The organism is Denitraticella aggregata (assembly GCF_048158365.1).
GTDB lineage: Bacteria > Pseudomonadota > Gammaproteobacteria > Burkholderiales > Rhodocyclaceae > Azoarcus_F.
In genome coordinates this window covers 122,872-147,316 of record NZ_JBLLNL010000007.1, presented here as the reverse complement: position 1 = coordinate 147,316, position 24,445 = coordinate 122,872, and the positions used below count along the sequence as shown (strand labels likewise).

At 66.0% G+C, this 24,445-nt stretch carries 26 protein-coding genes; 7 read left to right on the top strand and 19 right to left on the bottom strand.

Annotated elements, in window-relative coordinates; translation table 11 throughout:
• Positions 1-50: 50 nt before the first annotated feature.
• Positions 51-713, bottom strand: a complete 663-nt coding sequence (locus ACKVEX_RS10540) for a hypothetical protein (RefSeq protein WP_473215685.1) — start codon at positions 711-713, stop codon at positions 51-53.
• A 151-nt stretch (positions 714-864) separates the two neighbouring features.
• On the opposite strand from ACKVEX_RS10540, the gene ACKVEX_RS10535 reads away from it, so the two are divergent.
• The 3 genes from ACKVEX_RS10535 to ruvC all read left to right on the top strand — a co-directional run bounded on the left by ACKVEX_RS10535 (position 865) and on the right by ruvC (position 3,124).
• Complete coding sequence (locus tag ACKVEX_RS10535) at positions 865-1,590, top strand: YebC/PmpR family DNA-binding transcriptional regulator (RefSeq protein WP_473215684.1); 726 nt, start codon at positions 865-867, stop codon at positions 1,588-1,590.
• Positions 1,591-1,684: 94 nt separating this feature from the next.
• A complete protein-coding gene (locus ACKVEX_RS10530; RefSeq protein ID WP_473215683.1) occupies positions 1,685-2,560 on the top strand; it encodes a DMT family transporter in 876 nt (291 codons plus the stop codon).
• Positions 2,561-2,575: 15 nt separating this feature from the next.
• Positions 2,576-3,124 carry a crossover junction endodeoxyribonuclease RuvC gene (ruvC, locus tag ACKVEX_RS10525; protein ID WP_473215682.1) on the top strand — a complete coding sequence of 183 codons (549 nt, stop codon included), beginning with the start codon at positions 2,576-2,578 and terminating at the stop codon, positions 3,122-3,124.
• Between the two features lie 42 nt (positions 3,125-3,166).
• On the opposite strand, the gene ACKVEX_RS10520 is transcribed toward ruvC, so the two are convergent.
• The gene (locus ACKVEX_RS10520) at positions 3,167-3,748 is read right to left on the bottom strand and encodes a peroxidase-related enzyme (RefSeq protein ID WP_473215681.1); all 582 of its coding nucleotides are present in this window, start codon (positions 3,746-3,748) and stop codon (positions 3,167-3,169) included.
• 108 nt (positions 3,749-3,856) lie between these two features.
• On the opposite strand from ACKVEX_RS10520, the gene ACKVEX_RS10515 reads away from it, so the two are divergent.
• The 3 genes from ACKVEX_RS10515 to ACKVEX_RS10505 all read left to right on the top strand — a co-directional run bounded on the left by ACKVEX_RS10515 (position 3,857) and on the right by ACKVEX_RS10505 (position 6,936).
• Complete coding sequence (locus ACKVEX_RS10515) at positions 3,857-5,692, top strand: Na/Pi cotransporter family protein (protein WP_473215680.1); 1,836 nt, start codon at positions 3,857-3,859, stop codon at positions 5,690-5,692.
• Positions 5,679-5,930 carry a hypothetical protein gene (locus ACKVEX_RS10510; RefSeq protein ID WP_473215679.1) on the top strand — a complete coding sequence of 84 codons (252 nt, stop codon included), beginning with the start codon at positions 5,679-5,681 and terminating at the stop codon, positions 5,928-5,930. The genes ACKVEX_RS10515 and ACKVEX_RS10510 overlap by 14 nt, the downstream gene beginning before the upstream one ends.
• A gap of 142 nt (positions 5,931-6,072) precedes the next feature.
• Entirely contained in the window at positions 6,073-6,936 is an 864-nt protein-coding gene (locus ACKVEX_RS10505) for a dienelactone hydrolase family protein (RefSeq protein WP_473215678.1), read from the top strand.
• A 150-nt stretch (positions 6,937-7,086) separates the two neighbouring features.
• On the opposite strand, the gene ACKVEX_RS10500 is transcribed toward ACKVEX_RS10505, so the two are convergent.
• From ACKVEX_RS10500 to ACKVEX_RS10430, 15 genes are all read right to left on the bottom strand, one after another.
• Entirely contained in the window at positions 7,087-7,674 is a 588-nt protein-coding gene (locus ACKVEX_RS10500; RefSeq protein WP_473215677.1) for a histidine phosphatase family protein, read from the bottom strand.
• A gap of 79 nt (positions 7,675-7,753) precedes the next feature.
• Complete coding sequence (locus tag ACKVEX_RS10495) at positions 7,754-8,311, bottom strand: Gx transporter family protein (RefSeq protein ID WP_473215676.1); 558 nt, start codon at positions 8,309-8,311, stop codon at positions 7,754-7,756.
• Positions 8,292-8,684 carry a NusG domain II-containing protein gene (locus ACKVEX_RS10490; RefSeq protein ID WP_473215675.1) on the bottom strand — a complete coding sequence of 131 codons (393 nt, stop codon included), beginning with the start codon at positions 8,682-8,684 and terminating at the stop codon, positions 8,292-8,294. Before ACKVEX_RS10490 ends, ACKVEX_RS10495 begins: the two co-directional genes overlap by 20 nt.
• Complete coding sequence (gene rapZ / locus ACKVEX_RS10485) at positions 8,684-9,562, bottom strand: RNase adapter RapZ (RefSeq protein ID WP_473215674.1); 879 nt, start codon at positions 9,560-9,562, stop codon at positions 8,684-8,686. The genes ACKVEX_RS10490 and rapZ overlap by 1 nt, the downstream gene beginning before the upstream one ends.
• 96 nt (positions 9,563-9,658) lie before the next feature.
• A complete protein-coding gene (locus tag ACKVEX_RS10480; protein WP_473215673.1) occupies positions 9,659-10,573 on the bottom strand; it encodes an MBL fold metallo-hydrolase in 915 nt (304 codons plus the stop codon).
• The gene (locus ACKVEX_RS10475; protein ID WP_473215672.1) at positions 10,570-10,755 is read right to left on the bottom strand and encodes a DUF1289 domain-containing protein; all 186 of its coding nucleotides are present in this window, start codon (positions 10,753-10,755) and stop codon (positions 10,570-10,572) included. The genes ACKVEX_RS10480 and ACKVEX_RS10475 overlap by 4 nt, the downstream gene beginning before the upstream one ends.
• Positions 10,752-10,958: a DUF1289 domain-containing protein gene (locus tag ACKVEX_RS10470; protein ID WP_473215671.1), complete on the bottom strand. Its 207-nt coding sequence runs from the start codon at positions 10,956-10,958 to the stop codon at positions 10,752-10,754. Before ACKVEX_RS10470 ends, ACKVEX_RS10475 begins: the two co-directional genes overlap by 4 nt.
• 145 nt (positions 10,959-11,103) lie before the next feature.
• Positions 11,104-12,048: a hydroxymethylglutaryl-CoA lyase gene (locus ACKVEX_RS10465; protein WP_473215670.1), complete on the bottom strand. Its 945-nt coding sequence runs from the start codon at positions 12,046-12,048 to the stop codon at positions 11,104-11,106.
• 10 nt (positions 12,049-12,058) lie between these two features.
• On the bottom strand, positions 12,059-14,071 hold the full coding sequence (locus ACKVEX_RS10460; RefSeq protein WP_473215669.1) for an acetyl/propionyl/methylcrotonyl-CoA carboxylase subunit alpha: 2,013 nt from the start codon (positions 14,069-14,071) through the stop codon (positions 12,059-12,061).
• A gap of 306 nt (positions 14,072-14,377) precedes the next feature.
• The gene (locus ACKVEX_RS10455; RefSeq protein WP_473215668.1) at positions 14,378-15,166 is read right to left on the bottom strand and encodes an enoyl-CoA hydratase/isomerase family protein; all 789 of its coding nucleotides are present in this window, start codon (positions 15,164-15,166) and stop codon (positions 14,378-14,380) included.
• A gap of 52 nt (positions 15,167-15,218) precedes the next feature.
• Entirely contained in the window at positions 15,219-16,826 is a 1,608-nt protein-coding gene (locus ACKVEX_RS10450) for a carboxyl transferase domain-containing protein (RefSeq protein ID WP_473215667.1), read from the bottom strand.
• Between the two features lie 65 nt (positions 16,827-16,891).
• Positions 16,892-17,494 carry a DsbA family protein gene (locus ACKVEX_RS10445; RefSeq protein WP_473215666.1) on the bottom strand — a complete coding sequence of 201 codons (603 nt, stop codon included), beginning with the start codon at positions 17,492-17,494 and terminating at the stop codon, positions 16,892-16,894.
• Between the two features lie 107 nt (positions 17,495-17,601).
• Positions 17,602-18,735: an acyl-CoA dehydrogenase gene (locus tag ACKVEX_RS10440; RefSeq protein ID WP_473215665.1), complete on the bottom strand. Its 1,134-nt coding sequence runs from the start codon at positions 18,733-18,735 to the stop codon at positions 17,602-17,604.
• A gap of 39 nt (positions 18,736-18,774) precedes the next feature.
• A complete protein-coding gene (locus ACKVEX_RS10435; RefSeq protein WP_473215664.1) occupies positions 18,775-19,956 on the bottom strand; it encodes an acetyl-CoA C-acetyltransferase in 1,182 nt (393 codons plus the stop codon).
• Positions 19,957-20,081: 125 nt separating this feature from the next.
• Positions 20,082-21,254 carry an isovaleryl-CoA dehydrogenase gene (locus ACKVEX_RS10430; protein ID WP_473215663.1) on the bottom strand — a complete coding sequence of 391 codons (1,173 nt, stop codon included), beginning with the start codon at positions 21,252-21,254 and terminating at the stop codon, positions 20,082-20,084.
• A 161-nt stretch (positions 21,255-21,415) separates the two neighbouring features.
• Between ACKVEX_RS10430 and ACKVEX_RS10425 the strand changes: the two genes are divergently transcribed.
• Complete coding sequence (locus ACKVEX_RS10425) at positions 21,416-22,483, top strand: AraC family transcriptional regulator (RefSeq protein WP_473215662.1); 1,068 nt, start codon at positions 21,416-21,418, stop codon at positions 22,481-22,483.
• Between the two features lie 210 nt (positions 22,484-22,693).
• Here ACKVEX_RS10425 and can read toward each other — a convergent pair whose 3' ends face one another.
• Positions 22,694-23,836: a carbonate dehydratase gene (gene can / locus ACKVEX_RS10420; protein ID WP_473215661.1), complete on the bottom strand. Its 1,143-nt coding sequence runs from the start codon at positions 23,834-23,836 to the stop codon at positions 22,694-22,696.
• Positions 23,837-23,893: 57 nt separating this feature from the next.
• Positions 23,894-24,361, bottom strand: a complete 468-nt coding sequence (locus tag ACKVEX_RS10415) for a PaaI family thioesterase (protein ID WP_473215660.1) — start codon at positions 24,359-24,361, stop codon at positions 23,894-23,896.
• Positions 24,362-24,445: the final 84 nt, after the last annotated feature.

Sequence of the window (24,445 nt, the reverse complement as noted above, 5' to 3'; positions counted from 1 at the left end):
CACCTCGGATGGATGACGGATCGACGCGGCTTCGGGATACGCGGCTCCGGTCATCGGGGAAAGCGCGCGAAACAGCTGTTCACGCATTGTTCATAGGTCTGTACGCAGGGTTCGCAGGCCGGTCCGCGGCAGGTCTGCTGCTGACACTGGTACAGCGTGTCGGCGCAACGACGCGCACAGGTGTTCCAGTCGTCCTGGCCGGACGGCGGATGCGCGAGTGAGGGCCGGTCGGCATATTCGCGCATGCAGGCCGGCAGATACCACTCGAAGCCGCGCGGCGGCCCGGGCAGCAGCGACCAGTCCTCGATCGCGAAACGCATGTCGGGCAGCATCGCCGGTACGTCACGGTCGTCGAGCAGCCTGGAGCGGATCAGCGTGACCAGCCCCCAGCAGTCAGCCTCGCGCGCATCGGCGAGCATGCGCGGCGCGGCCGGCGCCATTCCCAGATTCACACGCGCACATTCGTGCGCATAAAAGAACAGCCTGACCTTGGGCGCCATGTCCGGCAGCAGGTCCGGGTTGTAGCGGATCACCGGCCGACCGCCCTCGATGCGCGTGTCGAAGGTCCGGGCCAGCGTCTCGTCCAGCACCGACGGCACCTGCACGCCGTTCGAATCGAGACAACCGTCGAAGGTCATGCGCACCTGAGCATGCGCGCCCCCCGCAAGGGCCATGAAGCACAGAAACAAAGACAGGACGAGGCGATTCGGCATGCGTGGCTCACGGGACGTCGTTACAAGTCCATTGATACACCAAACCGATGGAAAATGACACTGTCGAAGGGTCGCGAGGTCGGGCGGCCCCGGTCATGGCGCGCGCGGTATAATTCGCGCTTCACACATCACCGGCAGTCTCGAGGAATCTATGGCGGGTCACTCCAAATGGGCCAACATCCAGCACCGCAAGGGGCGTCAGGATGCCAAGCGCGGCAAGGTCTTCACGAAGCTGATCAAGGAGATCACGGTCGCCGCGCGCATGGGGGGCGGGGATCCCAACTTCAATCCGCGCCTGCGACTCGCGATCGACAACGCCAAGGGCGAGAACATGCCGGGCGAGAACATCGAACGCGCGATCAAGCGCGGCACCGGCGAGCTCGAAGGCGTCAGTTACGAGGAAGCCCGCTACGAAGGCTACGGCATCGGCGGCGCGGCGGTGATGGTCGACTGCCTCACCGACAACAAGACCCGCACCGTGGCCGACGTACGCCACGCGTTCTCCAAGTATGGCGGCAACATGGGCACCGACGGCTGCGTGGCGTTCCAGTTCACCCACTGCGGCCAGCTGATGTTCGCACCCGGTACCGACGAGAACGCGCTGATGGAAGCGGCACTTGAGGCTGGCGCCGAGGACGTGGTCGGCAACGAGGACGGATCGATCGAGGTGATAACCGCGCCCAACGATTACTCCGCGGTCAAGGAGACGCTCGAGAACGCCGGATTCAAGGCCGAGTTCGGGGAAGTCACGATGAAGCCTCAGAACGAAACCGAGCTGACCGGCGACGACGCGGCCAGGATGCAGAAACTGCTGGACGCGCTGGAGAGCCTGGACGACGTGCAGGAAGTCTATACGTCCGCGGTCTTCGACGACTGACGATCGCCCGATCCTCGAACCGCCCCTTTTTTCTGAACAGCGGTGCCAGCTGCACCGCTGTTCTGTTTTGAACCCGGCTCGCACGCCCTCTGCCATGACCCGACCCGCCCTCCGCTCCGCGATGCCGTTCCTGTTCGTGCTGTTGTGGAGCACCGGTTTTCTCGGTGCCAAGTTCGGTCTGCCCTTCGTCGAACCGCTGACCTTCCTGTCCATCCGCTATGCGCTCGTGATCGCGCTGATGACCGTGATCGCAGTCGCGATGCGCGCGCCGTGGCCGAACAGCTGGCAACAGGTCTTCCATATCGGCGTGACCGGCCTGCTGGTGCAGGCCTTCTACCTCGGTGGCGTGTTCGTCGCGATCCATTTCGGACTGCCGGCCGGCGTCGCGGCGCTGGTCGTCGGCATGCAGCCGCTGCTGACCGCGCTCGGCGCCGGCTGGCTGCTGCATGAACGTGTCAGCCGGCCGCAGTGGATCGGCCTGGGCCTCGGCTTCATCGGTGTCGCGCTGGTGGTCGGCTCCAAGAGCGGCCAGGACGGCGCATCGTTCGCCGAGGTCGGCGTGATGATCGTGCCCGCGATCGTCGCGCTGCTCGCGATCACGCTCGGCACGCTGTATCAGAAGCGCTTCTGCCCGCGCTTCGACCTGCGCACCGGTTCGGTCATCCAGTTCGTGCCCTCGCTGGTGCTGACGCTGGCGATCGCGTCGCAGACCGAGACCATGCGGGTCGAGTGGAGCGGCGAGTTCATCTTCGCGCTGCTGTGGCTGGTCGTGGTGCTGTCGCTGGGCGCGATCAGCCTGCTCAATCTGCTGATCCGCAGCGGCAGCGCGGTCAATGTCGCCAGCCTGTTCTACCTGACCCCGCCGACGACCGCGCTGCTCGCGTGGTTGCTGTTCGGCGAAACGCTGACCGGCTTCGCGCTGGTCGGCATGGCGATCGCAGTCGTGGGCGTCTGGCTGGCGCGCAAGTAGGCATACAATCCAGGCATGCCGACCGCGAGCACCATCGTCACCACCCGCATACTCGGGCTCGACCCGGGCCTCAGAATCACCGGCTTCGGCCTGATCGACAGGCTCGGCAGCCAGGTCCGCTACGTCGCGAGCGGCTGTATCAAAACCCGGGACGGCGAATTGCCCGGCCGTCTGAAGACGCTGCTCGACGGCGTCCGCGAGGTCATCGAGACCTACCGGCCCGATCAGGTCGCCGTCGAAAAGGTGTTCGTCAACGTCAATCCGCAATCCACGCTGCTGCTCGGCCAGGCGCGCGGCGCGGTGATCTGCGGGGCGGTGTCCTGCGACCTGCCGGTGCACGAGTACACCGCGCTGCAGGTCAAGCAGGCGGTGGTCGGCTACGGCAAGGCCGACAAGGTGCAGGTCCAGCACATGGTGCAGCGCCTGCTGACGCTGGAGGGCAATCCCAGCGCGGACGCCGCCGACGCACTGGCCTGTGCGATCTGCCATGCGAATGCGGGCGAGGGCATGCTCGGCCAGCTCGGCGGGCGCCGCCGCGCGGGACGCATCCTGCTGGCACGCTGACCCGCCCACTAAGGCGCGGCGGGCGATGCGGGCGCGCCGGCCTCAGGTCTTGGGCAGCCGGCCCATCAGGTAGAACTCCTCGTTCGGACGCATGCTGCTCATGTTGGCCAGCCGGTTGCTCATCGCGAAAAAGGCCGCGATCGCACCGATGTCCCACGCGTCGTCGTCCGAGAAGCCGTGCTCGCGCAGCCGCGCGTAGTCGGCCTCCTCGACCTCGGCCGCGCGCAACGCGACCTTCATCGCGAAGTCCAGCATCGCGCGCTGGCGCGGCGTGACCTCGGCCTTGCGGTAGTTCGTCGCGACCTGGTCCGCCACGCGCGGATTCTTCGCACGCACCCGCAGGATCGCACCATGCGCGACCACGCAATACAGGCAGTCGTTCGCCCCCGAGGTCGCGACGACGATCATCTCCCGTTCGGCCTTGGTGAGGCCCTCGTTCTTCTCCATCAACGCATCGTGATACGCGAAGAACGCGCGAAACTCCTCCGGGCGATGCGCCAGCGCCAGGAACACGTTCGGCACGAAGCCGTTCTTCTCCTGCACCGCGAGGATCTTGTCGCGGACATCGTCCGGCAGCCTGTCCAGCGCCGGAACCGGGAATCGACTGATCTGCGGTAGTGTCATCCACGCGCTCCTTGTTTCATGGTGTGTGTTCGCCCATGATGCCATCAGAACGCTCGCAGACACATCCCTACAGTGAGATGAGCGCATCGAAGGAGGCTTTCCACTCGTATGTCGAGAATCCTGCTGCTCGCCACCGCGTTCCTGCTGCTGAGCTACGGCTTCTGGGTCAGCGCCGACTTCAAGGAGATCGTAGCCGGCGTCGCGATCTTTCTGTTCGGAATGATGTCTCTGGAGGAGGGCTTCAAGGCCTTCACCGGCGGCACCCTCGAACGCCTGCTGCAGCGGACCACCGACCGGCTGTGGAAGAGTTTCCTGTTCGGCGTCGTATCCACGACCTTGATGCAGTCGAGCTCGCTGGTGTCGGTGATCACGATCTCGTTCCTGAGCGCCGGTCTGCTCGGACTGGCGCAGGGCATCGGCATCATCTTCGGCGCCAACCTCGGGTCGACCACGGGTGCGTGGCTGGTCGCCGGTTTCGGCCTGAAGGTGGACATCGCCGCATACGCGATGCCGATGCTGGTGTTCGGCGTCGTGCTGATGTTCAACAGCTCGAAATCGCTGAAGGGCGTCGGATACGTGCTGGCCGGCCTCGGTTTCCTGTTCCTCGGCATTCACTACATGAAGACCGGGTTCGAGACCTTCGGCCAGACCATCGACCTCGCCGAGTACGCAGTGTCGGGCCTGAAGGGTCTGCTGCTGTTCACCCTGATCGGCATGTTCGCGACGGTGGTGATGCAGTCCAGTCACGCGACCATGGTGCTGATCATCACCGCGCTCGCAGCACAGCAGATCACCTACGAGAACGCGCTCGCGCTGTCGATCGGAGCCAACGTCGGCACGACGATCACGGCGCTGATCGGCTCGATCAGCGCGAACATCGAAGGCAGGCGGCTCGCGGCCGCGCATCTGATCTTCAATGTCACCACCGGACTCGTCGCATTGTTCTTCATCGGCCAGTTCGAACAGGCGGTCGAGGTCGGCAGCGCCTGGCTGGGCATCGCGGCAGACGATCACACGCTCAAGCTCGCGCTGTTCCACTCGCTGTTCAACATGGCCGGCATCCTTCTGGTGATGCCGTTCACCGAGCGACTGGTCCGGCTGCTTGAAACATATCTGAAACCGAAGCCGCGTAAAGTCTCCAGTCCCCAGTTCATCAACGATTCGATGATCGAGATGCCCGACGCCGCGCTGGAAGCCGCCCGCAAGGAGATACGGCATTTGTTCGGCAACGTCTTCGACATCATGGCCCTGGTCCTGCATATCGACCCGGGTCGCCTTCGCAAGGGCGAGTCGCTCGAAGGGCTGGCCAACCCGCCGGAGCGGGTCAGGTCGATCGACGTGGACGACTACTATCAGCGGCGCGTGAAACCCCTGCACGGCAGCATTCTGGACTTTCTCGCCCGCACCCGGACGAACGAAGTGCAGTCCCGCCAGGCCTTCATCCTGCGCGCGGCCAGCCAGCAACTGGTCGAGGCGCTGAAGGACCTCAAGCACTTGCAGAAGAATCTGGTCCGCTTCCTGATGTCGCCCAACCCGCACCTGCGCCGGGAATATGTCGCAATCCGCCAGAATCTGGCGTTGTTGCTGAACGAACTGCACAAATTGTCCATCGACCCGGATGCCAATCCGACGCTGACACTGGACGTCCTGCGCGCCGGTCTTGAGACCCATGACATCGTCGGCAATGGCACGCTGGACAGCTTGATCCGGGAGAAGCGCATCAGTGCCGAAACCGCCACTTCGCTGATGAACGACAATGCCTATGCACACGATATCGCGAGCAATCTGTTGGCGATGGCCAAGGTCGTGTTCATGCCGTTCGAAAGGCTTGGCCACGAGATCGACCGCGCACTGCGTCTGGAGAATCACGAGATCGCCGCGCTGCTCGCCGCATCCGGACAACAGCGCACACACCCCGAGGTCAGCCCCCATGAAGATCACTAAACTCATCGACAGGCTCGGAGACCTGCTGTCGGCCGACCGTCGGCGTCAGCACGAGAAGCGCGACAAGCTCAAGAACCTGCTGAGGCAGATGAAGGCGCAGCAGCAGGCGCTTCAGCGGCAGCTCGACGACGAGGCAGATACCGACAAACGGGCCGGCCTCGAGTTGAAGCTGCAGATCCTGATCGAACAGCGCAAAAAAGGCATTCGTCTGCGCAAGACACTGAAGGCCGAGGGCTGAGATCGGCTCCCGGGACATCGCGGCGACGGGAACATCGGCGACGGTCACGAGTCTGCCGAGAGGCGCGCATCATTCGCAGGGTGCGATACACGCCCGAAACACTAAGCCCGAATCCCTTACAAGAATACAGGAGACCCTAGCCATGAACACCACCGCCGAATTCGACAGCCTGCTGCCCGCGGCGAAACTCGACCGTCGCGCCTTCGTCGCGACGCTTGCCGCGACCGGTTTCGCGCTGGCGGTGCAGCCGGTACAGGCCCAATCGGTCGTCACCACCGACACTGCCGGGCTGACGACGGGCGAAACCACGATCGATGTCGACGGCGACTCGCTGCCGGTGTACTTCGCAAAGCCAGAAGGCGGTGGCGACCTGCCGGTCGTGCTGGTGGTGCAGGAGATCTTCGGCGTGCACGAATACATCAAGGACGTCAGTCGGCGCCTGGCCCAGGCGGGTTATCTGGCGCTCGCGCCCCAACTGTTCTTTCGCCAGGGCGACCCGGCGACGATGGAAAGTGTCGGCGAGATCCTGCAGGGCATCGTGTCCAAGGTGCCGGACGCCCAGGTGATGGCCGATCTCGATGCGGCCGCGGCCTGGGCGGCGGCCAACGGCGGAGATCCGAACCGGCTGGCGATCACCGGATTCTGCTGGGGTGGCCGCATCACGTGGCTGTATGCCGCGCACAATCCGGGGCTCAGGGCGGGCGTCGCCTGGTATGGCCGCCTGGACGGCGCGCCGACCGACCTTCAGCCGCAGCATCCGGTCGACATCGCGGCAGAACTGCATGCGCCGGTACTGGGCCTGTACGGCGGACAGGACCAGGGCATTCCGGTCGCCGACGTGGAGATGATGCGCGACGAACTGCGTCGCGCCGACAAGCCGAGCGACATCGTGCTCTATCCGGACGCCCCGCATGCTTTCCACGCCGACTACCGTCCGAGCTATCGGGCCGAGGAGGCTGCCGACGGCTGGAATCGCCTGCTCGGCTGGCTGGACACCCACGTCTGACACGCTCGACCGTGCGATAGCCCCTGACTTCTGTCATGACCGGAAAACCGCAGTGAGAGGCCCGTGTCGGCGCGGTTCCTCCCCCTTCACGCAAGGGCGGAAGTCAGGAGGGGGATGGGTCTTGGCGACGTCCGTTCGACCCGCAGACCGTCATGGGCGCCAGCGCGCCAGCACCTGTAGCCTGCCGTCAGCCGGTCGCGTCACCAGCACTTCACCCATCGCGACCGAAGTCCCGGTCAGCGCCGTGATGTTCACCTGATGGGTAACCCACACCCAGTTGGCCTGCGGCGGAAGATCACGAAGCGCGGCCAGGGCCGCGCGGGTCTGGCTTTCGCGATCGCCCTGGCCGGCGAAGAAGGAGTTCAGCGGCGCCCAGACCTCGACCGGGAGATCGGGCGCGAACGCGAGCGTGGCGGTTTCCAAGCAGCGGCACCACGCGCTCGAGCGGACCGCGGCGATCGGCACGTCCGCATCCCGGAGCCGGTTGCCGAGGCGCCGGGATGCGGCCCGACCGGCATCCGACAGATTGCGCTGCGTGGCGCAATCGGCAAGGTCGAAGCCCGGCGGGTCGCCGATGCCGGGGACGGTCGTCGCATGTCGCACCAGCACGACGTTTCCGCCTTCGCGCAACAGCTCGAACACCCGCTCGTCCGACGCCCCGTCCAACGCGCCCACCGACGTGGCGCACAGTGCGACCACGGCGATCAACCATGACGGCAGCCATCTCTTGTCATTCATCGCGCGGACGCTCCGTTCGGTGTGCAGGCCTCCGCTGGACCCTGCCAGTCGAGCACCGTTCCCGCAAAAGAAGCCGGGCTCAGTCCGCGCTGGACGAACCCCGCTGCAATGGCGCGTCGCCGTCGGGCATGTCGCGCAGCAGACGGGCCGCCACCAGACCATTGACCAGACCGAACACGGTCGCGGCCAGCGCGAACACCGGCACCAGGTAGAACACGCCGTCATGCGGCACCAGCCATAGCCTCGCCAGGATCAGCTGCCCGCCGATGTGCGCGAAGGCGGCCAGAATACTCAGGCTGACCGGACCAAACCAGCGCCGGGGCAGGTGCATCGCCACGCCCAGCATCGCGAGACTGGTCACGGACCCGGACAGCGCCAGAAAGAAGCCCGGGGCGAAGAACTGACCCAGCAGCAGGCTGCCGGCGAAGACCCGCAGCAGCGCGACCCACACCGCATCCCGCCAGCCCCAGCGCAACAGCACGATCAGGATCACAATGTTGGCCAGCCCCGGTTTCACGCCCGGCAATGGCAGCGGGATCGCGGCCTCGGCTACCGACAGCACGATCGCCGCGGCCGCCAGCCGGGCGATGCGCGCATCGTCGCGCGTCGGCTGGATCTCAATAGTGGAGGGAGTCATAGTCGGAAGAGCCGCCCGCCAGCGTCAGGCTGACCTGGTTCGGGGCGCAGATCGCCGCCGCGCCGGAACGGGTCAGCCAGCCTTGGCGCACGCAATACTGCCGCGGACCGGGGTCGGACATGACCCGCGCCCGACCCGGTTCGATCTCGACCAGGGTGATTCCGAGCGGGCCGGGCACCTCGATGATCTGCGGCCGCGACAATGCCGCCTCCGCGAACACCAGGCCGCCGGCCCGCACGATGGCCTTGTCCGGCGCGCCGCCGCGCCACAGCATCAGCACCGACGAAAGACACACCGTGATTGCGACCACCAGTGTCAGAACGTCGCCCGGCCGGACCAGCGCCAGCCAGGACCGCAGCCCGCCACGCAGCATCAGACGGACGATTCAATCGCTTCGCGATCGGCCTTGCGCCGCGACGCGGATCGATGCCGCAGCAGCACGCGCGCATTGTCGCGAAAGCGTTCGGCCAGCCATTCCGCGATGTACACCGATCGATGCTGCCCGCCCGTGCATCCGATCGCGACCGTCAGATAGCTGCGATTGTCGCGGGCATAGGTCGGCAGCCAGGTCGCGATGAAGCGGCGTATGTCCTCCGACATGCGCCCGACCTCGGGAATCCGCTTCAGGAAGTCGATCACCGGCTGGTCGCTGCCGGTCAGGGGCCGCAGCCGCGGGTCGTAGTGCGGATTGGGCAGACAGCGCACATCAAACACGATGTCGGCATCCAGCGGAATGCCGTACTTGAATCCGAAGGACTGGAACATCAATGTCAGTCCTTCGGCCGCGGCCACGTGCAGGAAGTCCTTGACCCAGCCGCGCAGCGTGTTCGGATGCAGGTCGCTGGTGTCGATGTTGTGCCCGAGTTCGGCGATCGACGCCAGCGCGTCGCGTTCGATATGGATGGCCTCCGCCAGCGACACCGTCTCGCTGGCCAGCGGATGACGGCGGCGCGTCTCGGAAAACCGTGCGATCAAGGCATCGTCACGCGCATTCAGGAACAGCAGGCGCAGATCCTCGACCATGCCGCGCAGCGTCTCGACCTGCTGCGGCAGCGCAGCGATGCTCACACCGGAGCGCACGTCGACCGCCACCGCGATCCGCTTGTAGCCGCTGCCGCGAAGATGCGTGATCAGCTGCGGCAGCAGCGTCGCCGGCAGATTGTCGACCACGTAGTAACCCGCGTCCTCGAGCACGTTCAGCGCGATACTCTTGCCGGAACCCGACAAGCCACTGATCAGGACAAACTGCATGAGACCTTGCTCCGCAACGGGTGATGAATCGGGATTATCGCCAAAGTCCTGGCGAGCGAACAGGCTCAGTGCGACCGATCCACGCGGCCACGCCCTTCAAGCCGCGACCAGAAGCGCGCCCTCGCGCCGGGCGACGCCAGCGCGGATCAGCTCGGCGACCAGCCATTGTGCCAGTGCGTCCGGGGAAAGTCCGAGAAAGCGCCGGTTCGCCTCATGATAGAGTGGAACGGTATCGAGATGTTCCGCCAGTCCGTCGAGCGGCATCGCGCGCACGTCCAGCAGCGAGAATGTGAAGCAGGCGCGGATCGCGTTTCGCGCCATGCGCGCGCCATCCTCCTCGAACGCACGCAAACGGCCGAAGGCCCGCGCGAGTGCGTCGTCCACGTCGGTGAAGGCCCCGCCGTGCCCCGGAATCACGATATCCAGCGGCAGGCGCGCGATCGCCTCGAGCGTGCGACGCGCCTCGCCGACGCCGTCGCCGGTGCCGAGCACGTCGGCGAACAGGATGCCGAATCCGTCCCGCCACAACGCGTCACCCGAGATCAGCACACGCCGGTCGGAATTGTAGAAGACGAGCGCATCCATGTCGTGACCCGGCGCCTCGATCGCCTGCCATGTGAAGCCGCCCATGTCGACACAGTCGCCAGGCGAGACCAGGTCGTCGGCACTGAACCGCTCACCGACCTGCTCCGCGATCGTCAGCATCAGCGCATCCTCGTCCCAGTTGGCGATCATGTCGGCCATGCCGAGCGGAACCGCGATGCTGCAACCGAAGGCGCGCTGCAACGCGGCGTTGCCGCCGATGTGATCCGAGTGCGAATGGGTGTTGATCAGCCGCGCGAATCTGCGCCCGCCCAGCGCTTCGCGCACCAGCGCGACGGTCTGGTCGCTGCGGGTGCGATAACCGCTGTCGATGACGGTCGCGTCACCGCCGTCGAACAGCAGGATGCTGTTGGAGGACAGCCAGCCGCGCTCGATGACCCGTATGCTGTCCGGCAGCCGCGCCGTCATTCCGTGCCTTCGCCGACCTGCGCCGCGACATTGGGCGGCAGCGGCGGCGCGCTCGGCTTGGTGTCATGCTTCACCGGTGCGACCGGCACGCCGTCGATCTCCTCAGGCGTGCGCCCGCAGCCGAGACAGACGCCCGAATCCCAGTCGATCATGCACACGCCGACACACAGGGGATCGCTCATGTACGCGCTCCGGCCGTGGCACCGGCAGAAACGCCATGGATGTCGACGCGACGCGCCTCGACCGCTTCGAGTATCCACAGGCGGGTCTCGTGATCGTAGGCGCTCCAGCCGGCAATCTCGTCGAGCGTGCGGAAACAGCCTTCACAGTAGCCGGTATCCGCGTTCATGCGGCAGATGTTGATGCAGGGGGAAGGGATGGACATTTTTTTTGGAGCTTTAAGCTTTAAGCCGTAAGCTTTAAGCTTGAAGCAAAGCGTGATGATGGTTGTTGAACGATGGGCTGAAATCGATCGATAGAGCCATGCAGACCCGATCGGTTCCCCCGCCTCATAATTTTCAGCTTACAGCTTAAGGCTTACAGCTCAAAGCCGCGCCCCTCGGCGCCCGTTTCGCCAGCACCGCGCGCGCGACCCTCGAAGCGGGTTCGCGTCCGAGTTCGCCACTGATCCACGCGGCCGTATCCACCAGTCGATCGAGGTCGATGCCGGTCTGAATGCCGAGTCCGTCGAGCAGCCACACCACGTCCTCGGTGGCGACATTGCCGGACGCGCCGGCGGCATAGGGACAGCCCCCGAGGCCCGCCACCGACGCATCGAACACCGCCACCCCCATCTGCAGCGATGCGAACACGTTCGCGACCGCCATGCCGTAGGTGTCGTGATAGTGTCCGGCGAGGCGCTCGGCCGGCACGCGCGCCATCACCGCGTCGAGCATGCGCTGCACCTTAGCCGGCGTGCCGACCCCGATGGTGTCGCCGAGCGAGATCTCGTAGCACCCCATGTCGAGCAGGGTTGCGGCCACGTCGGCCACCTTCTGCGGCGCGACCGCACCCTCGTAAGGACAGCCGACCACGCACGAGATGTAGCCGCGCACCTTCACGTTCGCCGCGCGCGCGGCTTCGGTGACTGGTCGGAAGCGTGCGAGCGATTCGGCGATCGAGCAGTTGATGTTCTTCTGGCTGAACGATTCGGATGCGGCACCGAATACAGCAACCTCCCGTGCGCCGGCCGCGAGCGCGGCCTCGAAGCCCTTCAGATTGGGCGTGAGCACCGGGTAGTCGATGGCGACGTCAGCGCGGGCACCGAGCACGCGCTGCAACACCTCCGTGTTGTCGCCCATCTGCGGCACCCATTTCGGCGACACGAAGGACGTGACCTCGATCGTGCGCAGGCCGGCATCCGCGAGGCGGCGAACCAGCTCGACCTTGACGTCGGCGCCGACCAGCTGCTTTTCGTTCTGCAAGCCATCGCGCGGGCCGACATCTACGATTCTGACTGACTGGGGAAGGCTCATCCCACGCTCCTCATGCTGCCGCGGTTTCGGCGGCCTCGAAGTCGACCAGTTCGGCCCCGTCGCCGACCTGGTCACCGACGGCGAAACGGAAGGCCTTGACCGTGCCGGCCGAAGGCGCGGTGATCGTGTGCTCCATCTTCATCGCTTCGAGGATCAGCAACGGCGCGCCCTTGTCGACCCGCTGACCCTCGGTCGCGACCAGTGCGATGACCTTGCCCGGCATCGGCGCGAGCATTCCGCCCTCCGCACCGCCGCCCTCGCCCGCGTGATGCAGCGGATCGACGTTGGAAAGTTGCCAGGCCCGGCCATGGATGAACACATGGCGCTTCTCGGCGGCCGCGATGACGGTCGCGTCCATACGCATGCCGTCGATCTCGACCCGCAGCAGGCCGCGCGTATTGAGCTCGCCGCGGGCCTCGACCGGGCGGCCGTCCACGGTCAGCGTATAGGTCTCGCCCCGATACGCGACGCTCACGCTCTTCTGCGTGTCGCCCGCCCTGAAGACCAGATCGCGGTGCGCGGTCGCATTCATGCGCCAGCCGTCGCGCGCATGCCACGGCGACAGCGGATCGGCGTGGCGCCGGGCCGATTCCGCCGCTCGGGCGGACTCGCGCAGCAGTTCGGCCAGCGCGGCGACCTGCCACACCTCGGCCATGATCTCGGTCTGCTCCGGAAACAAGTAGTCTTTCTCGCGCTCGATCAGGCCGGTATCCAGATCCGCTCCGGCGAAGGCCGGGCAGGCGGTCAGGCGCGACAGGAACTCGATGTTGTTGGACACGCCGACCACGCGGTAATCGGCCAGCGCCTGCAACATGCGCGCCAGCGCGCGATCCCGGTTGACGTCCCACACGATCAGCTTGGCGATCATCGGATCATAGTGCGGGCTGATCTCGTCGCCCTCCTCGACCCCGGTATCGACCCGCACGTGCAGGCCCTCCTCGGGCGGGGCCAGGTGCAGCAGCCGGCCGGTCGAGGGCAAAAAGCCCCTGACCGGGTCCTCGGCATAGATCCGCGCCTCGAGCGCATGGCCGCGCAACTGCAGCTGTTCCTGCGCGAGCGGCAGTTTTTCTCCGGACGCGACCCGCAGCTGCCACTCGACCAGGTCGAGCCCGGTGATCATCTCGGTGACCGGGTGCTCGACCTGCAGCCGCGTGTTCATCTCCATGAAGTAGAAGCTGCCGTCCTGATTGGCGATGAACTCCACCGTACCTGCACCGACATAGCCGACCGCCTTGGCCGCATCGACCGCCGCCTGGCCCATCGCGGCGCGGCGTTCGGGCGTCATGCCGGGCGCGGGCGCCTCCTCGAGCACCTTTTGGTGGCGGCGCTGCACCGAGCAGTCGCGCTCGAACAGATACACGACGTTGCCGTATGTGTCGCCGAACACCTGGATCTCGATATGGCGCGGACGGGTCAGGTATTTCTCGACCAGCACATGCTCGTCGCCGAACGAGGACGCGGCCTCGCGCTTGCATGACGCAAGCGCGTCGAGGAAGTCCTCGGCCCGCTCCACCAGGCGCATGCCCTTGCCGCCGCCGCCGGCCGCGGCCTTGATCAGCACCGGGTAGCCGATGCCGTCGGCCTCCGCCTTGAGTAGCGCCGGGGTCTGGTCGTCGCCGTGATAGCCCGGGGTCAGCGGCACGCCGGCCGCCCCCATCAGCTTCTTGGCCTCAGACTTGGAGCCCATCGCCCGGATCGCCGACACCGGCGGCCCGATGAACACGATGCCCGCGCGCTCGCAGGCTTCGCAGAAGTCCTCGTTCTCGGACAGGAAGCCATAGCCCGGGTGGACCGCCTGCGCACCGGTCTGCTTCGCGGCGTCGATGATCCGGTCGATGACGAGGTAGCTCTCGCGCGCCGGCGCCGGACCAATCAGCACCGCCTCGTCGGCCATGCGCACATGGCGCGCATTCGCATCCGCCTCGGAGTACACCGCCACGGTCTTGACACCCATGCGGTGCGCGGTCTTGATCACCCTGCAGGCGATTTCGCCGCGGTTTGCAATGAGGATCTTCTCAAACATGGGTCACCTCCACGCACCAACGGCCCGATTTCGCGGCGAATTCGCCTGGCGTGCTGCGCACCCTTGGCGATGTGACTGCGTCGCTGCGCCGCCAAGCGGCTGGTCGCCGCGGATTGCGATCAGTATCTTCTCGAACATCATATGTCTCCAGCCTCGTTTTCCGTGAGCCGAAGCTCAGCGAAGTGATCGGTTCGCTCCCTCCCCTTCAAGGGGAGGGCTGGGGTGGGGATGGGTGGACTTCGCAGCGCTCGCACCAAACCCATCCCCCTCCTGTCCTCCCCCTCGAAGGGGGAGGAACCTGCTGATTCATTCCGTCGGCACCCACGCCGCTGGGCGCTTGCTCAGAAAGGCGTCCAGGCCTTCCCGCGCTTCCGGCGTCACGCGCAGCTGCGAGATGCGCCGGGCGGTGTCCTCGACCACGGCGTCGTCGATCGGGCGGTTGGCCACGCCGCGGATCAGGTCCTTGGCGGCGGCCTGGGACAGCGGCCCCCCTTGCAGCAGCGCGCCAACGATCTCGGCGACCTTGGCGTCGAGTTGGTCGGCAGCGACCACTTCATGGGCGAGGCCGATCTCGAACGCACGTTGTGCGCCGATGCGCTCGGCGCTCAGGAAATAGCGGTAGGCCTGACGCTCGCCGATTGCGCGGATCACGTAGGGGCTGATCGCCGACGGAATGATGCCGAACTTGACCTCCGACGTCGCGAACACGGCCCTCTCGCTCGCGACGCAGATGTCGCAGGCACTCGCCAGCCCGGTACCGCCGCCGAGGGCCGCACCCTGAACCCGCGCGATGGTCGGCTTATTCATCTCGGCCAGCGTGCGCAGCATGCCGGCCAGCCGCATCGCGTCGCCGAAGTTTTCGGCCTCGCTCGCCTCGCCCGCCGCTTTCATCCAGTTGAGGTCGGCCCCGGCCGAGAAGCTTTTGCCCCGCCCGCCCAGCACCACCAACCGCACCGCGTCGTCGGCGTCCAGCTCGTTGCACGCCTCGGTCAGATCCACGATCAGCTGCGCATTGAAGGCGTTATGCACATCCGGCCGGTTCATCCAGACGTTGGCCACGCCCTGCTTCAATTCGATTTCGAGTGTTTGGTACATTGTTTCCGGTCTCCTCGTATCGGCGCGATGCCGGTTCCGGCATCGCCCTACATCACATCCTGAACACCCCGAACCGGGTCTGCGGAATCGGCGCATTCAGCGCGGCCGACAGGCTCAGGCCCAGCGTGCGGCGCGTCTGCGCCGGGTCGACGACACCGTCGTCCCACATCCGCGCGGTCGCGTAATACGGATGTCCCTGCAATTCGTACTGGTCCCGGATAGGCGCCTTGAAGGCTTCCTCGTCTTCCTTGCTCCATGCGCCGCCCCGGGCCTCGATGCCGTCGCGACGCACGGTGGCGAGCACGCTTGCCGCCTGCTCGCCCCCCATCACCGAGATGCGCGCGTTCGGCCACATCCACAGGAAGCGCGGGCTGTAGGCGCGGCCGCACATGCCGTAGTTGCCGGCGCCGAAACTGCCGCCGATCAGCATCGTGATCTTGGGCACCTGCGCGGTCGCGACCGCGGTCACCATCTTCGCGCCGTCCTTGGCGATGCCGCCGTTCTCGTACTTGCGCCCGACCATGAAACCGGTGATGTTCTGCAGGAACACCAACGGGATGCCGCGCTGCGCGCACAGCTCGATGAAATGCGCGCCCTTCTGCGCCGATTCGCCGAACAGGATGCCGTTGTTCGCGACGATGCCGACCGGATAGCCATGGAGCTGCGCGAAGCCGGTGACCAGCGTCGTGCCGTAGCGGGCCTTGAACTCGTCGAAGCGCGATCCATCGACGACCCGCGCGATGACCTCGCGCACGTCGTACGGCTTGCGCGTGTCGGTGGGGATGACGCCGTAGATCTCCTCCGGGTCGTACAGCGGCTCCTCACCGGCGCCCAGGACCATGTTCATCGGCTTGGTGCGATTCAGGTTGCCGACGATGCGGCGCGCGAGGTACAGCGCATGGGTGTCGCTCTCGGCGAGGTGGTCGGCCACGCCCGACAGCCGGGTGTGCACGTCGCCGCCGCCCAGGTCCTCCGCGGTCACCACTTCGCCGGTGGCGGCCTTCACCAGCGGCGGGCCGCCGAGGAAGATCGTGCCCTGGTTCTTCACGATGATCGCCTCGTCGCTCATCGCCGGTACATAGGCGCCGCCGGCGGTGCATGAACCCATCACCACCGCGATCTGCGGAATGCCGAGCGCGCTCATGTTGGCCTGGTTGAAGAAGATGCGGCCGAAATGATCGCGGTCCGGAAAAACCTCGTCCTGGGTCGGCAGGTTGGCGCCGCCGGAGTCCACCAGATAGATGCAGGGCAGATTGTTCATCTGCGCGATCTCCTGCGCGCGCAGATGCTTCTTGACCGTCATCGGGAAATAGCTGCCACCCTTCACCGTCGCATCGTTGGCGACGATCATGCATTCCAGCCCCTTCACCCGGCCAATGCCGGTGATCACGCCGGCCGAGGGCGCCTCGTCGCCATACATGCCGAGCGCGGCGAGCTGGCCGACCTCGAGGAAGGGCGTCCCGGGGTCGAGCAGGTGATTGACCCGGTCGCGCGGCAGCAGCTTGCCACGCGCGACATGCTTCGCGCACGCCGCCTCGCCGCCGCCCAGCGACACCGCCGCCGCCTTGTCACGCAGGTCCGCGACCACCTTGCGCAGCGCTTCGGCATTGCTGTGGAACTCGGGACTGCGCGTATTGATGTTCGATTTGATTGTACTCATGTCTCCTCACCTGATCGTGCACGGCCGGTCTTCGATGACGGCATTCGTGTCCCATGTTCGATGAATCAGAAACCGCCCTCGGCCAGCCAGCGCTCGATCTGCGGCAGGCGATCCACACCCCAGAACGGCTCGCCGTCGATGATGACGTAGGGCGACCCGAACACGCCGCGCTCGAGCGCCTCGTCGCAGGCCGCGCGCAGCCGGGCCTTGACCGCATCATCGACCAATGCACGCTGCAGCGCAGCCCGATCGACGCCCAGATCGACCGCGATGTCGCAAACGACTTCCGGCTGCGAGATGTCGCGGCCATCCACGAAATAGGCCCGGAAGGTCGCCAGCGCGAAGCGCCGCGCAAGCACCGGATCCTGGTCCGACAACCAGTAGAACGCACGCGCGGCATGCTGCGTGCCGACCGGAAAATTGTCCGGAATCCGCGACTTCAGGCCCAGAAATCGACCGGTACGCGCAAAGTCATGAACCGAGTAAGGCCCCTTTATCGGTCGGGAAGGCAGCGGTTGCTCGCCCAGCTTCTTGTACACCGCGCCCAGCAGATAGGGGCGCCAGTGCACGTCGCGGCCATGACGGGCGGCCACCTCGTCGATCTTCTCGGCCATGAAATAGCCAAAGGGCGAAGAGAAATCGAAATAGAAGTCGATTGCTGCGGTCATCGTGACGACTCCGGCCAGGGTGTAAAGAGATCCTGCGGCGCACGACCGGGTGGAGAGGGAGGCAAGGAGCCCGGTCGACGCAATTGCCGCAGGATCTGAAAAGCTTGTCAGCCCGCCAGCGAGCGTCCGATCACGAGCCGCTGGATGTCGCTGGCGCCCTCGTAGATCTGGCAGACCCGCACGTCGCGGTAGATCCGCTCGACCGGGAAATCGCTGACGTAGCCGTACCCCCCATGCACCTGGATCGCGTCCGAGCACACCCGCTCGGCCATCTCGGACGCGAACAGCTTGGCCATCGACGCCTCCTTCAGGCACGGGCGTCCCGCGTCCTTCAGGCTGGCCGCGTGCCACACCAGCTGGCGCGCCGCCTCGAGCTGGGTGGCCATGTCGGCCAGACGGAAGTTCACCGCCTGATGCTCGAAGATCGGCTTGCCGAAGCTCTCGCGCTCGTGCGCATACTTGATCGCGGCCTCGAGCGCTGCACGGGCCATGCCCAGACACTGCGCGGCGATCCCGATGCGACCGGCTTCGAGGTTGGACAATGCGATCTTGTAGCCCTGGCCCGCTTCGCCGACCAGCGCATCGGCCGGCACCCGGCAGTCCTCGAACAGGATCTGGGTGGTGTCCGAGGCCTTCTGCCCCATCTTCTCCTCGATCCGTCCGACCTGGTAACCCGGCGAATCGGCCGGCACCAGGAAGCACGAGATCCCTTTCTTGCCCGCCGCCTTGTCGGTGACCGCGAACACGATCGCGACATCGGCGTACTTGCCGGTAGTGATGAACTGCTTCACGCCGTTCAGCACCCACTGGTCGCCGTCCCGCACGGCCGACGTGCGGATCGCCGATGCGTCCGAGCCGACATGCGGTTCGGTCAGGCAAAAGCAGCCCAGTGCCTCGCCGCTCGCGAGACGACGCAGCCAGCGGTCCTTCTGTGCATCCGAACCGAAGCGGTTGATGATTCCGCACGGCAGCGAGTTCTGCACGCTGACGATGGTCGAGGTCGCGCCATCTCCTGCGGCGATCTCCTCGAGCGCGAGCACCAGGCTCATGTAGTCCATGCCGGCACCGCCCCACTCCTCGGGAACCACCATGCCCATCGCGCCGAGGCCCGCGAGTTCGGTCAGTGCTTCACGCGGAAAGGTGTGGTTGCGATCCCAGTCGGCCGCGAACGGCGCGAGCCGCTCCTGCGCGAACGCGCGCATCGCGTCGCGGATCATTTCCTGCTCTTCGGTGAGAATCATGCGTCGTCTCCGTTGTTACCTGGTTTTACCGGTCAGCGCTCAGACCATCTCCACCGCGAGCGCGGTCGCCTCGCCACCGCCTATGCACAGGCTGGCGACGCCGCGCTTCAGTCCGTACTGACGCAGCGCGCCGAGCAGCGTGACGATGATGCGCGCACCGGATGCGCCGATCGGATGACCCAGCGCACAGGCGCCACCATGTACGTTCACCTTGTCATGCGGCAGCTTCAGGTCGTGCATCGCGGCCATCGTGACTACCGCGAAAGCTTCGTTGATCTCCCACAGGTCTACCTGCTCCGCGGTCCAGCCGACCTGGCCGAGCACCTTGCGGATCGCGCCGACAGGTGCGGTGGTGAACAGGTTGGGTTCCTGCGCGTGGGTCGCATGGCCGACGATGGTCGCCAGCGGCGTGAGTCCGAGCGCATCGGCAGTCGACCGGCGCATCAGCACCAGGGCGGCGGCGCCGTCCGAGATCGAACTGGAGTTGGCGGCGGTGACGGTCCCGTCCTTGCGGAAGGCCGCCTTCAGGCCGCCGATCTTGTCAAGCTGCGCCTTCAGCGGCTGCTCGTCCTTGTCCACCACGACATCGCCCTTGCGTCCGGCCACGGTGACCGGAGCCACCTCCCACGCGAACGAGCCGTCCTGGATCGCCTTTTGCGCGCGCTGCGTGGAGGCGATCGCGAATTCGTCCTGCGCCGCCCGCGTGAACCCGTAGCTGTCGGCGCATTCCTCCGCGAAGGTCCCCATCAGCCGGCCCTTCTGATACGCGTCTTCCAGTCCGTCGAAGAACATGTGATCGAGCAACTGGCCATGGCCGAGGCGATAACCGCCACGCGCCTTGGGCAGCAAATAGGGCGCGTTCGACATGGACTCCATGCCGCCCGACACCATGATGTCGTTGCTGCCGGCGACGAGCAGGTCGCGCGCGAGCATCGTCGCCTTCATGCCGGACCCACAGACCTTGTGCACCGTGGTGCAGCCGGCCGACAGCGGCAGCCCCGCACCCAGCGACGCCTGGCGGGCCGGTGCCTGGCCGACGCCGGCCTGCAGCACGTTGCCGAAGATCACCTCCTCGACCTGCTCGGGCTTGATGCCCGCGCGCTCGACCGCGGCCCGGATCGCGACCGCACCGAGTTGCGGCGCGGTCACGCTGGCGAAATCGCCCTGGAAGCCTCCCATCGGGGTACGGGCGGCAGATACGATGACAATCGGGTCACTCATGGAATCACTCCTTATGCTCGGGTTGATCGACGAAGCGAGGGGGCGGTCGCTGAAAGCTCATGCGGTCGCAGCCCCCCACCCGTCGGTACGGCGCGGCCGGGCCGCGCACGCGTCGGGGATCGGGGTCAGGCGGTTTCGGCGAACAGCTCGCGGCCGATCAGCATGCGCCGGATCTCGGAGGTGCCGGCTCCGATCTCGTACAGCTTCGCATCGCGCCACAGGCGACCGGTCGGGTATTCGTTGATGTAGCCGTTGCCGCCCAGGGTCTGGATCGCCTCGCCGGCCATCCAGGTCGCCTTCTCGGCCGAATACAGGATCGCGGCGGCCGCATCCTTGCGCAGCGCTCGGCTGTGATCCATGCGGTCGCAGGCCTGACCGACCGCGTACACATAGGCGCGCGACGCAGACCAGATGGTGTACATGTCGGCCACCTTGCCCTGCATCAGCTGGAATTCGCCGATGCTCTGGCCGAACTGCTTGCGGTCGTGCAGGTAGGGCACGACCACGTCCATGCAGGCCGCCATGATGCCCAGCGGACCACCGCACAGCACCGCCCGCTCGTAGTCCAGCCCGCTCATCAGCACCTTGACGCCGCCGCCGATCTCGCCGAGCACGTTCTCCTCGGGCACCTCGCAGTCGTCGAAAAACAGCGGATAGGTGTTCGAACCGCGCATGCCCAGCTTGTCTAGGTGGGTGCCGCAACTGAAGCCCTCCATGCCCTTCTCGACCAGGAAGGCGGTCACGCCGCGCGGCCCGGCCTCGACGTCGGTCTTGGCATAGACGACCAGCGTGTCGGCGTCGCCACCGTTGGTGATCCACATCTTCGCGCCGTTCAGCACATAGCGATCGCCCTTGCGGTCGGCGCGCAGCTTCATCGACACCACGTCGGATCCGGCATTCGGCTCGGACATCGCCAGCGCGCCGACATGTTCGCCCGAGATCAGCTTGGGCAGATATTTCTGCTTCTGCGCGGCGTTGCCGTTGCGCCTGATCTGGTTCACGCACAGGTTGGAGTGCGCGCCATAGGACAGCCCGACCGATGCGGACGCACGCGAGATCTCCTCCATCGCGACGATATGGGCGAGATAGCCCATGCCGGTGCCGCCATACTCCTCTTCCGCGGTCATGCCGAGCAGCCCCATGTCCCCGAACTTCCTCCACAGGTCGGCCGGGAATTCGTTCTCGCGATCGATCGCCTCGGCACGCGGGGCGATCTCGTTCTGCGCGAAATCCCGCACGCTGTCGCGCAGGGCGTCGATGTCTTCACCGAGGTTCAGGTTCAGGCTCGGAACGTTCATGTAGAGGTCTCCTTCTCCGGGTTGTCTTGACGCGAGGGCGGCGCGCATGAACCCATTATGGACGGCCGCCGCCCAAGGATGTACGGAGATTAGCCGGAAGCGATGAGCGACGAGTGCCATTGGGGTTGCAAATCGTGCCACGATGTCTAGCATTGCTGTTGATGAAGATCCTCGCCCCCTCGCCAGCCGAACTGACGCGCGGTCGCGCCGCTACACCGATCGCGTTCATCCATGCGATCGTCGTCGGATACGCGCGCCTGGGCATGGATCCGGCCAGTGCGCTGCAGCAGGCGCAGATCCCCGCCAGGCTGCTGGATAACCCCGACGCGCGGGTCACCGCGGCGCAGATGGAGGTGATGTCCGGTACCGCGATGCAGGAACTCGACGACGAGGCCCTGGGCTGGTTCTCGCGCCGCCTGCCCTGGGGCAGCTACGGCATGCTGTGCCGCGCATCGCTGGGTTCGCCGACGCTGGAGGTGGCACTGAAGCGCTGGTGCCGCCACCACCGCCTGCTCACCGAGGACATCTCGCTCGGCCTCGATCAACAGCGCGGCATGGCCACGATACGCATCACCGAAGCCTGCGACCTGGGTGAGCTGCGCGAGTTCTGCCTCGTCAGCAGCCTGCGCTACCTGCTCGGCTACGCCAGCTGGCTGATCGACTCGCGCATCGCGCTGGCCGAGACGACCTTCCCGTTCGCCGCGCCGCCCCACGCCGACGCGTACCGCTATCTGTTCCCCGGTCCGCTGCGTTTCGCTGCCGACGCCGCCGGCTTCGGCTTCGACGCCCGCTACCTCGCCCTGCCAGTGCGGCGCGACGAGCGCGCGCTGCAGACCATGCTGCAACGCGCATTGCCGCTCACCGTGCTCCAGTACCGCCGCGACCGCCTGCTGGTGCACAGCGTCCGCCAGCTCCTCGCCGCCGACCCGGCCGCCGCCCACACCGCGGAGGAACTCGCCCCGCAACTCAACCTGTCGGTCCGCACGCTGCACCGCCAGCTCAAGGACGAAGGCGTGTCGCTGCAGCGACTGAAGAACGAAGCCCGCCGCGAACAGGCCATCAGGCTGCTGCTGCACACGCGCAAGCCGATGAAGCAGATCGCCGCTGCGGTCGGGTTCGATAGCGACAAGAGCTTCGCGCGCGCGTTCCGCGAATGGGTCGGCGTGACGCCGGGCGTGTTCAGGTCCGGGGCGATGGCACAGGGCGCGAAGACCGAAGCACCGGCCTAGGAGGCTGTCGGACTTGAGCGATCGTCACGAGCCGGGTGGGAAAGCGAAGACAGATCTGGTTGATTTTGAGGCGCATAGTGGTTCTATGCAACGCAAAAATCGGGCAGATATGGACCGATTCTCCCACCGGCGCAGTAGATCAGCCTCAAGTCCGACAGCCTCCTGGGACGGAAAGGCCGAACGGCCCTTTTATCCGCTGACGCGTCGCGCTCAGCTCCCGAGCGCTTCGAGCGCCGCTACATAATGCGGCATGAGTTCTTCGCTGCGACTCACATTCATGCCGAGATCCCGGATCAGACCATTCTTCAGTCCGTAGATCCAGCCATGGACGGTCAGGTGCTGGCCGCGTTGCCAGGCGTCCTGCACGACGACGGTCTGGGCCACGTTGGCCACCTGTTCGATGACGTTGAGCTCGCAAAGGCGGTCGTAGCGCAACTCGGGCGGCAGCGCGTCGACGACCTTGACATGGCGCACATGCACGTCCTGCACGTGGCGCAACCACAGATCGACCAGACCGACCCGGGCACGGTCCAGCGCGGCTTTCACGCCGCCGCAGCCATAATGTCCGACGACCATGATGTGCTTCACCTGCAGCACGTCCACCGCGTACTGCACGACCGCCAGACAGTTCAGGTCGGTATGGACCACCACGTTGGCGACGTTGCGATGCACGAAGACCTCGCCCGGCAACAGACCGACGATCTGGTTGGCCGGTACGCGCGAATCGGAACAGCCTATCCACAGGTATTCCGGGCTCTGCAGGTGGGACAGCTTGTCGAAGAAACCGGGGTCGATCTGCTGCATCTGCCGCGACCACGACCGGTTGTAGTCGAACAGATGCAGAAGCTTCTCGTTGCCGACCTGGTCCTCGGACCATTTCGACAGATCGAGGGTCAGGAACATCGTGCCCTCGATCGGCGACGGGTAGTAGGCCGGCGTCTCGGTGAAGCCGAGCTCGCGATACAGCTTCATCGCGATCCGCATCGCCGGCAGGGTGTCGAGCAGGATGCGGCGATAACCGAGCACCTGTGCGGTCTTGATCGCCTCCAGCGCCAGTTGCCGCCCCAGGCCGCGACCGCGCATGTCCGGGTCCACGTAGAGCCGCTTCATCTCGCACACGCCTTCGGAGAAACGGCGGATGCCGACGCAGCCGGCAGGCCGGCCATCGACCTCGGCGAAGAACAGGCGCCCATCGGCTTGGCCGTAGGCGCCGGGCAGGTTCGCCACCTCGTCCGCAAAACCCTGAAAGCTCAGGTCCACGCCCAGCCAGGCGGCATAGTTGCGGAAGAACTGGCGTACATGCCCGATTTCGACCGTATCGGCAGCAGTGAGAGCGCGCAAGGATGTCGCCACGTCAGTTCTCCTGTTCAAGTTGAGGGGTGGGTGCGAGCCGGAACGCAGCGGCGCGCATCAATCCCCACGCTCCTTCCGGCCGTGCATCGCCATGATGGTCTGCTGCATCATCGCGCACAAGGTCCACTTCTCGTCCCGAATGGCGAACACTTCCGCCTTGGTCACGATCAGCGTGCGCCCCGGCTTGATCACCTCGCCGCGCGCCACCAGGCGCTGGCCATCGGCCGGGGCCACCAGATTCATCTTGTATTCCACCGTCAGCACGCTGGTGTCGGCCGGCGTCAGCGTGTTGGCCGCATAACCGGCCGCCGAGTCGGCGATCATGCCGACGATCCCCCCATGGATGAAACCGTGCTGCTGCGTCAGATCGGGACGATGCAGAAGATGGATCTCGACATAACCGGGTTCGACCACCGCCAGTTCCGCACCGATCAGTGTCATCGCGTGCTGCATGCCAAAACTCGCCCGCACGCGCTCGGCGTAGCCCGGATCCTTGGGCTGGTAGATCGGCAGCTCGGGTCGCATCGTCTTTCCCCTGTAGTGTGCGTCTTGTCGATGCTGCATCACGCCTGCCGCGATTCCAGCACCGACAGACGCGGTTGACAAACG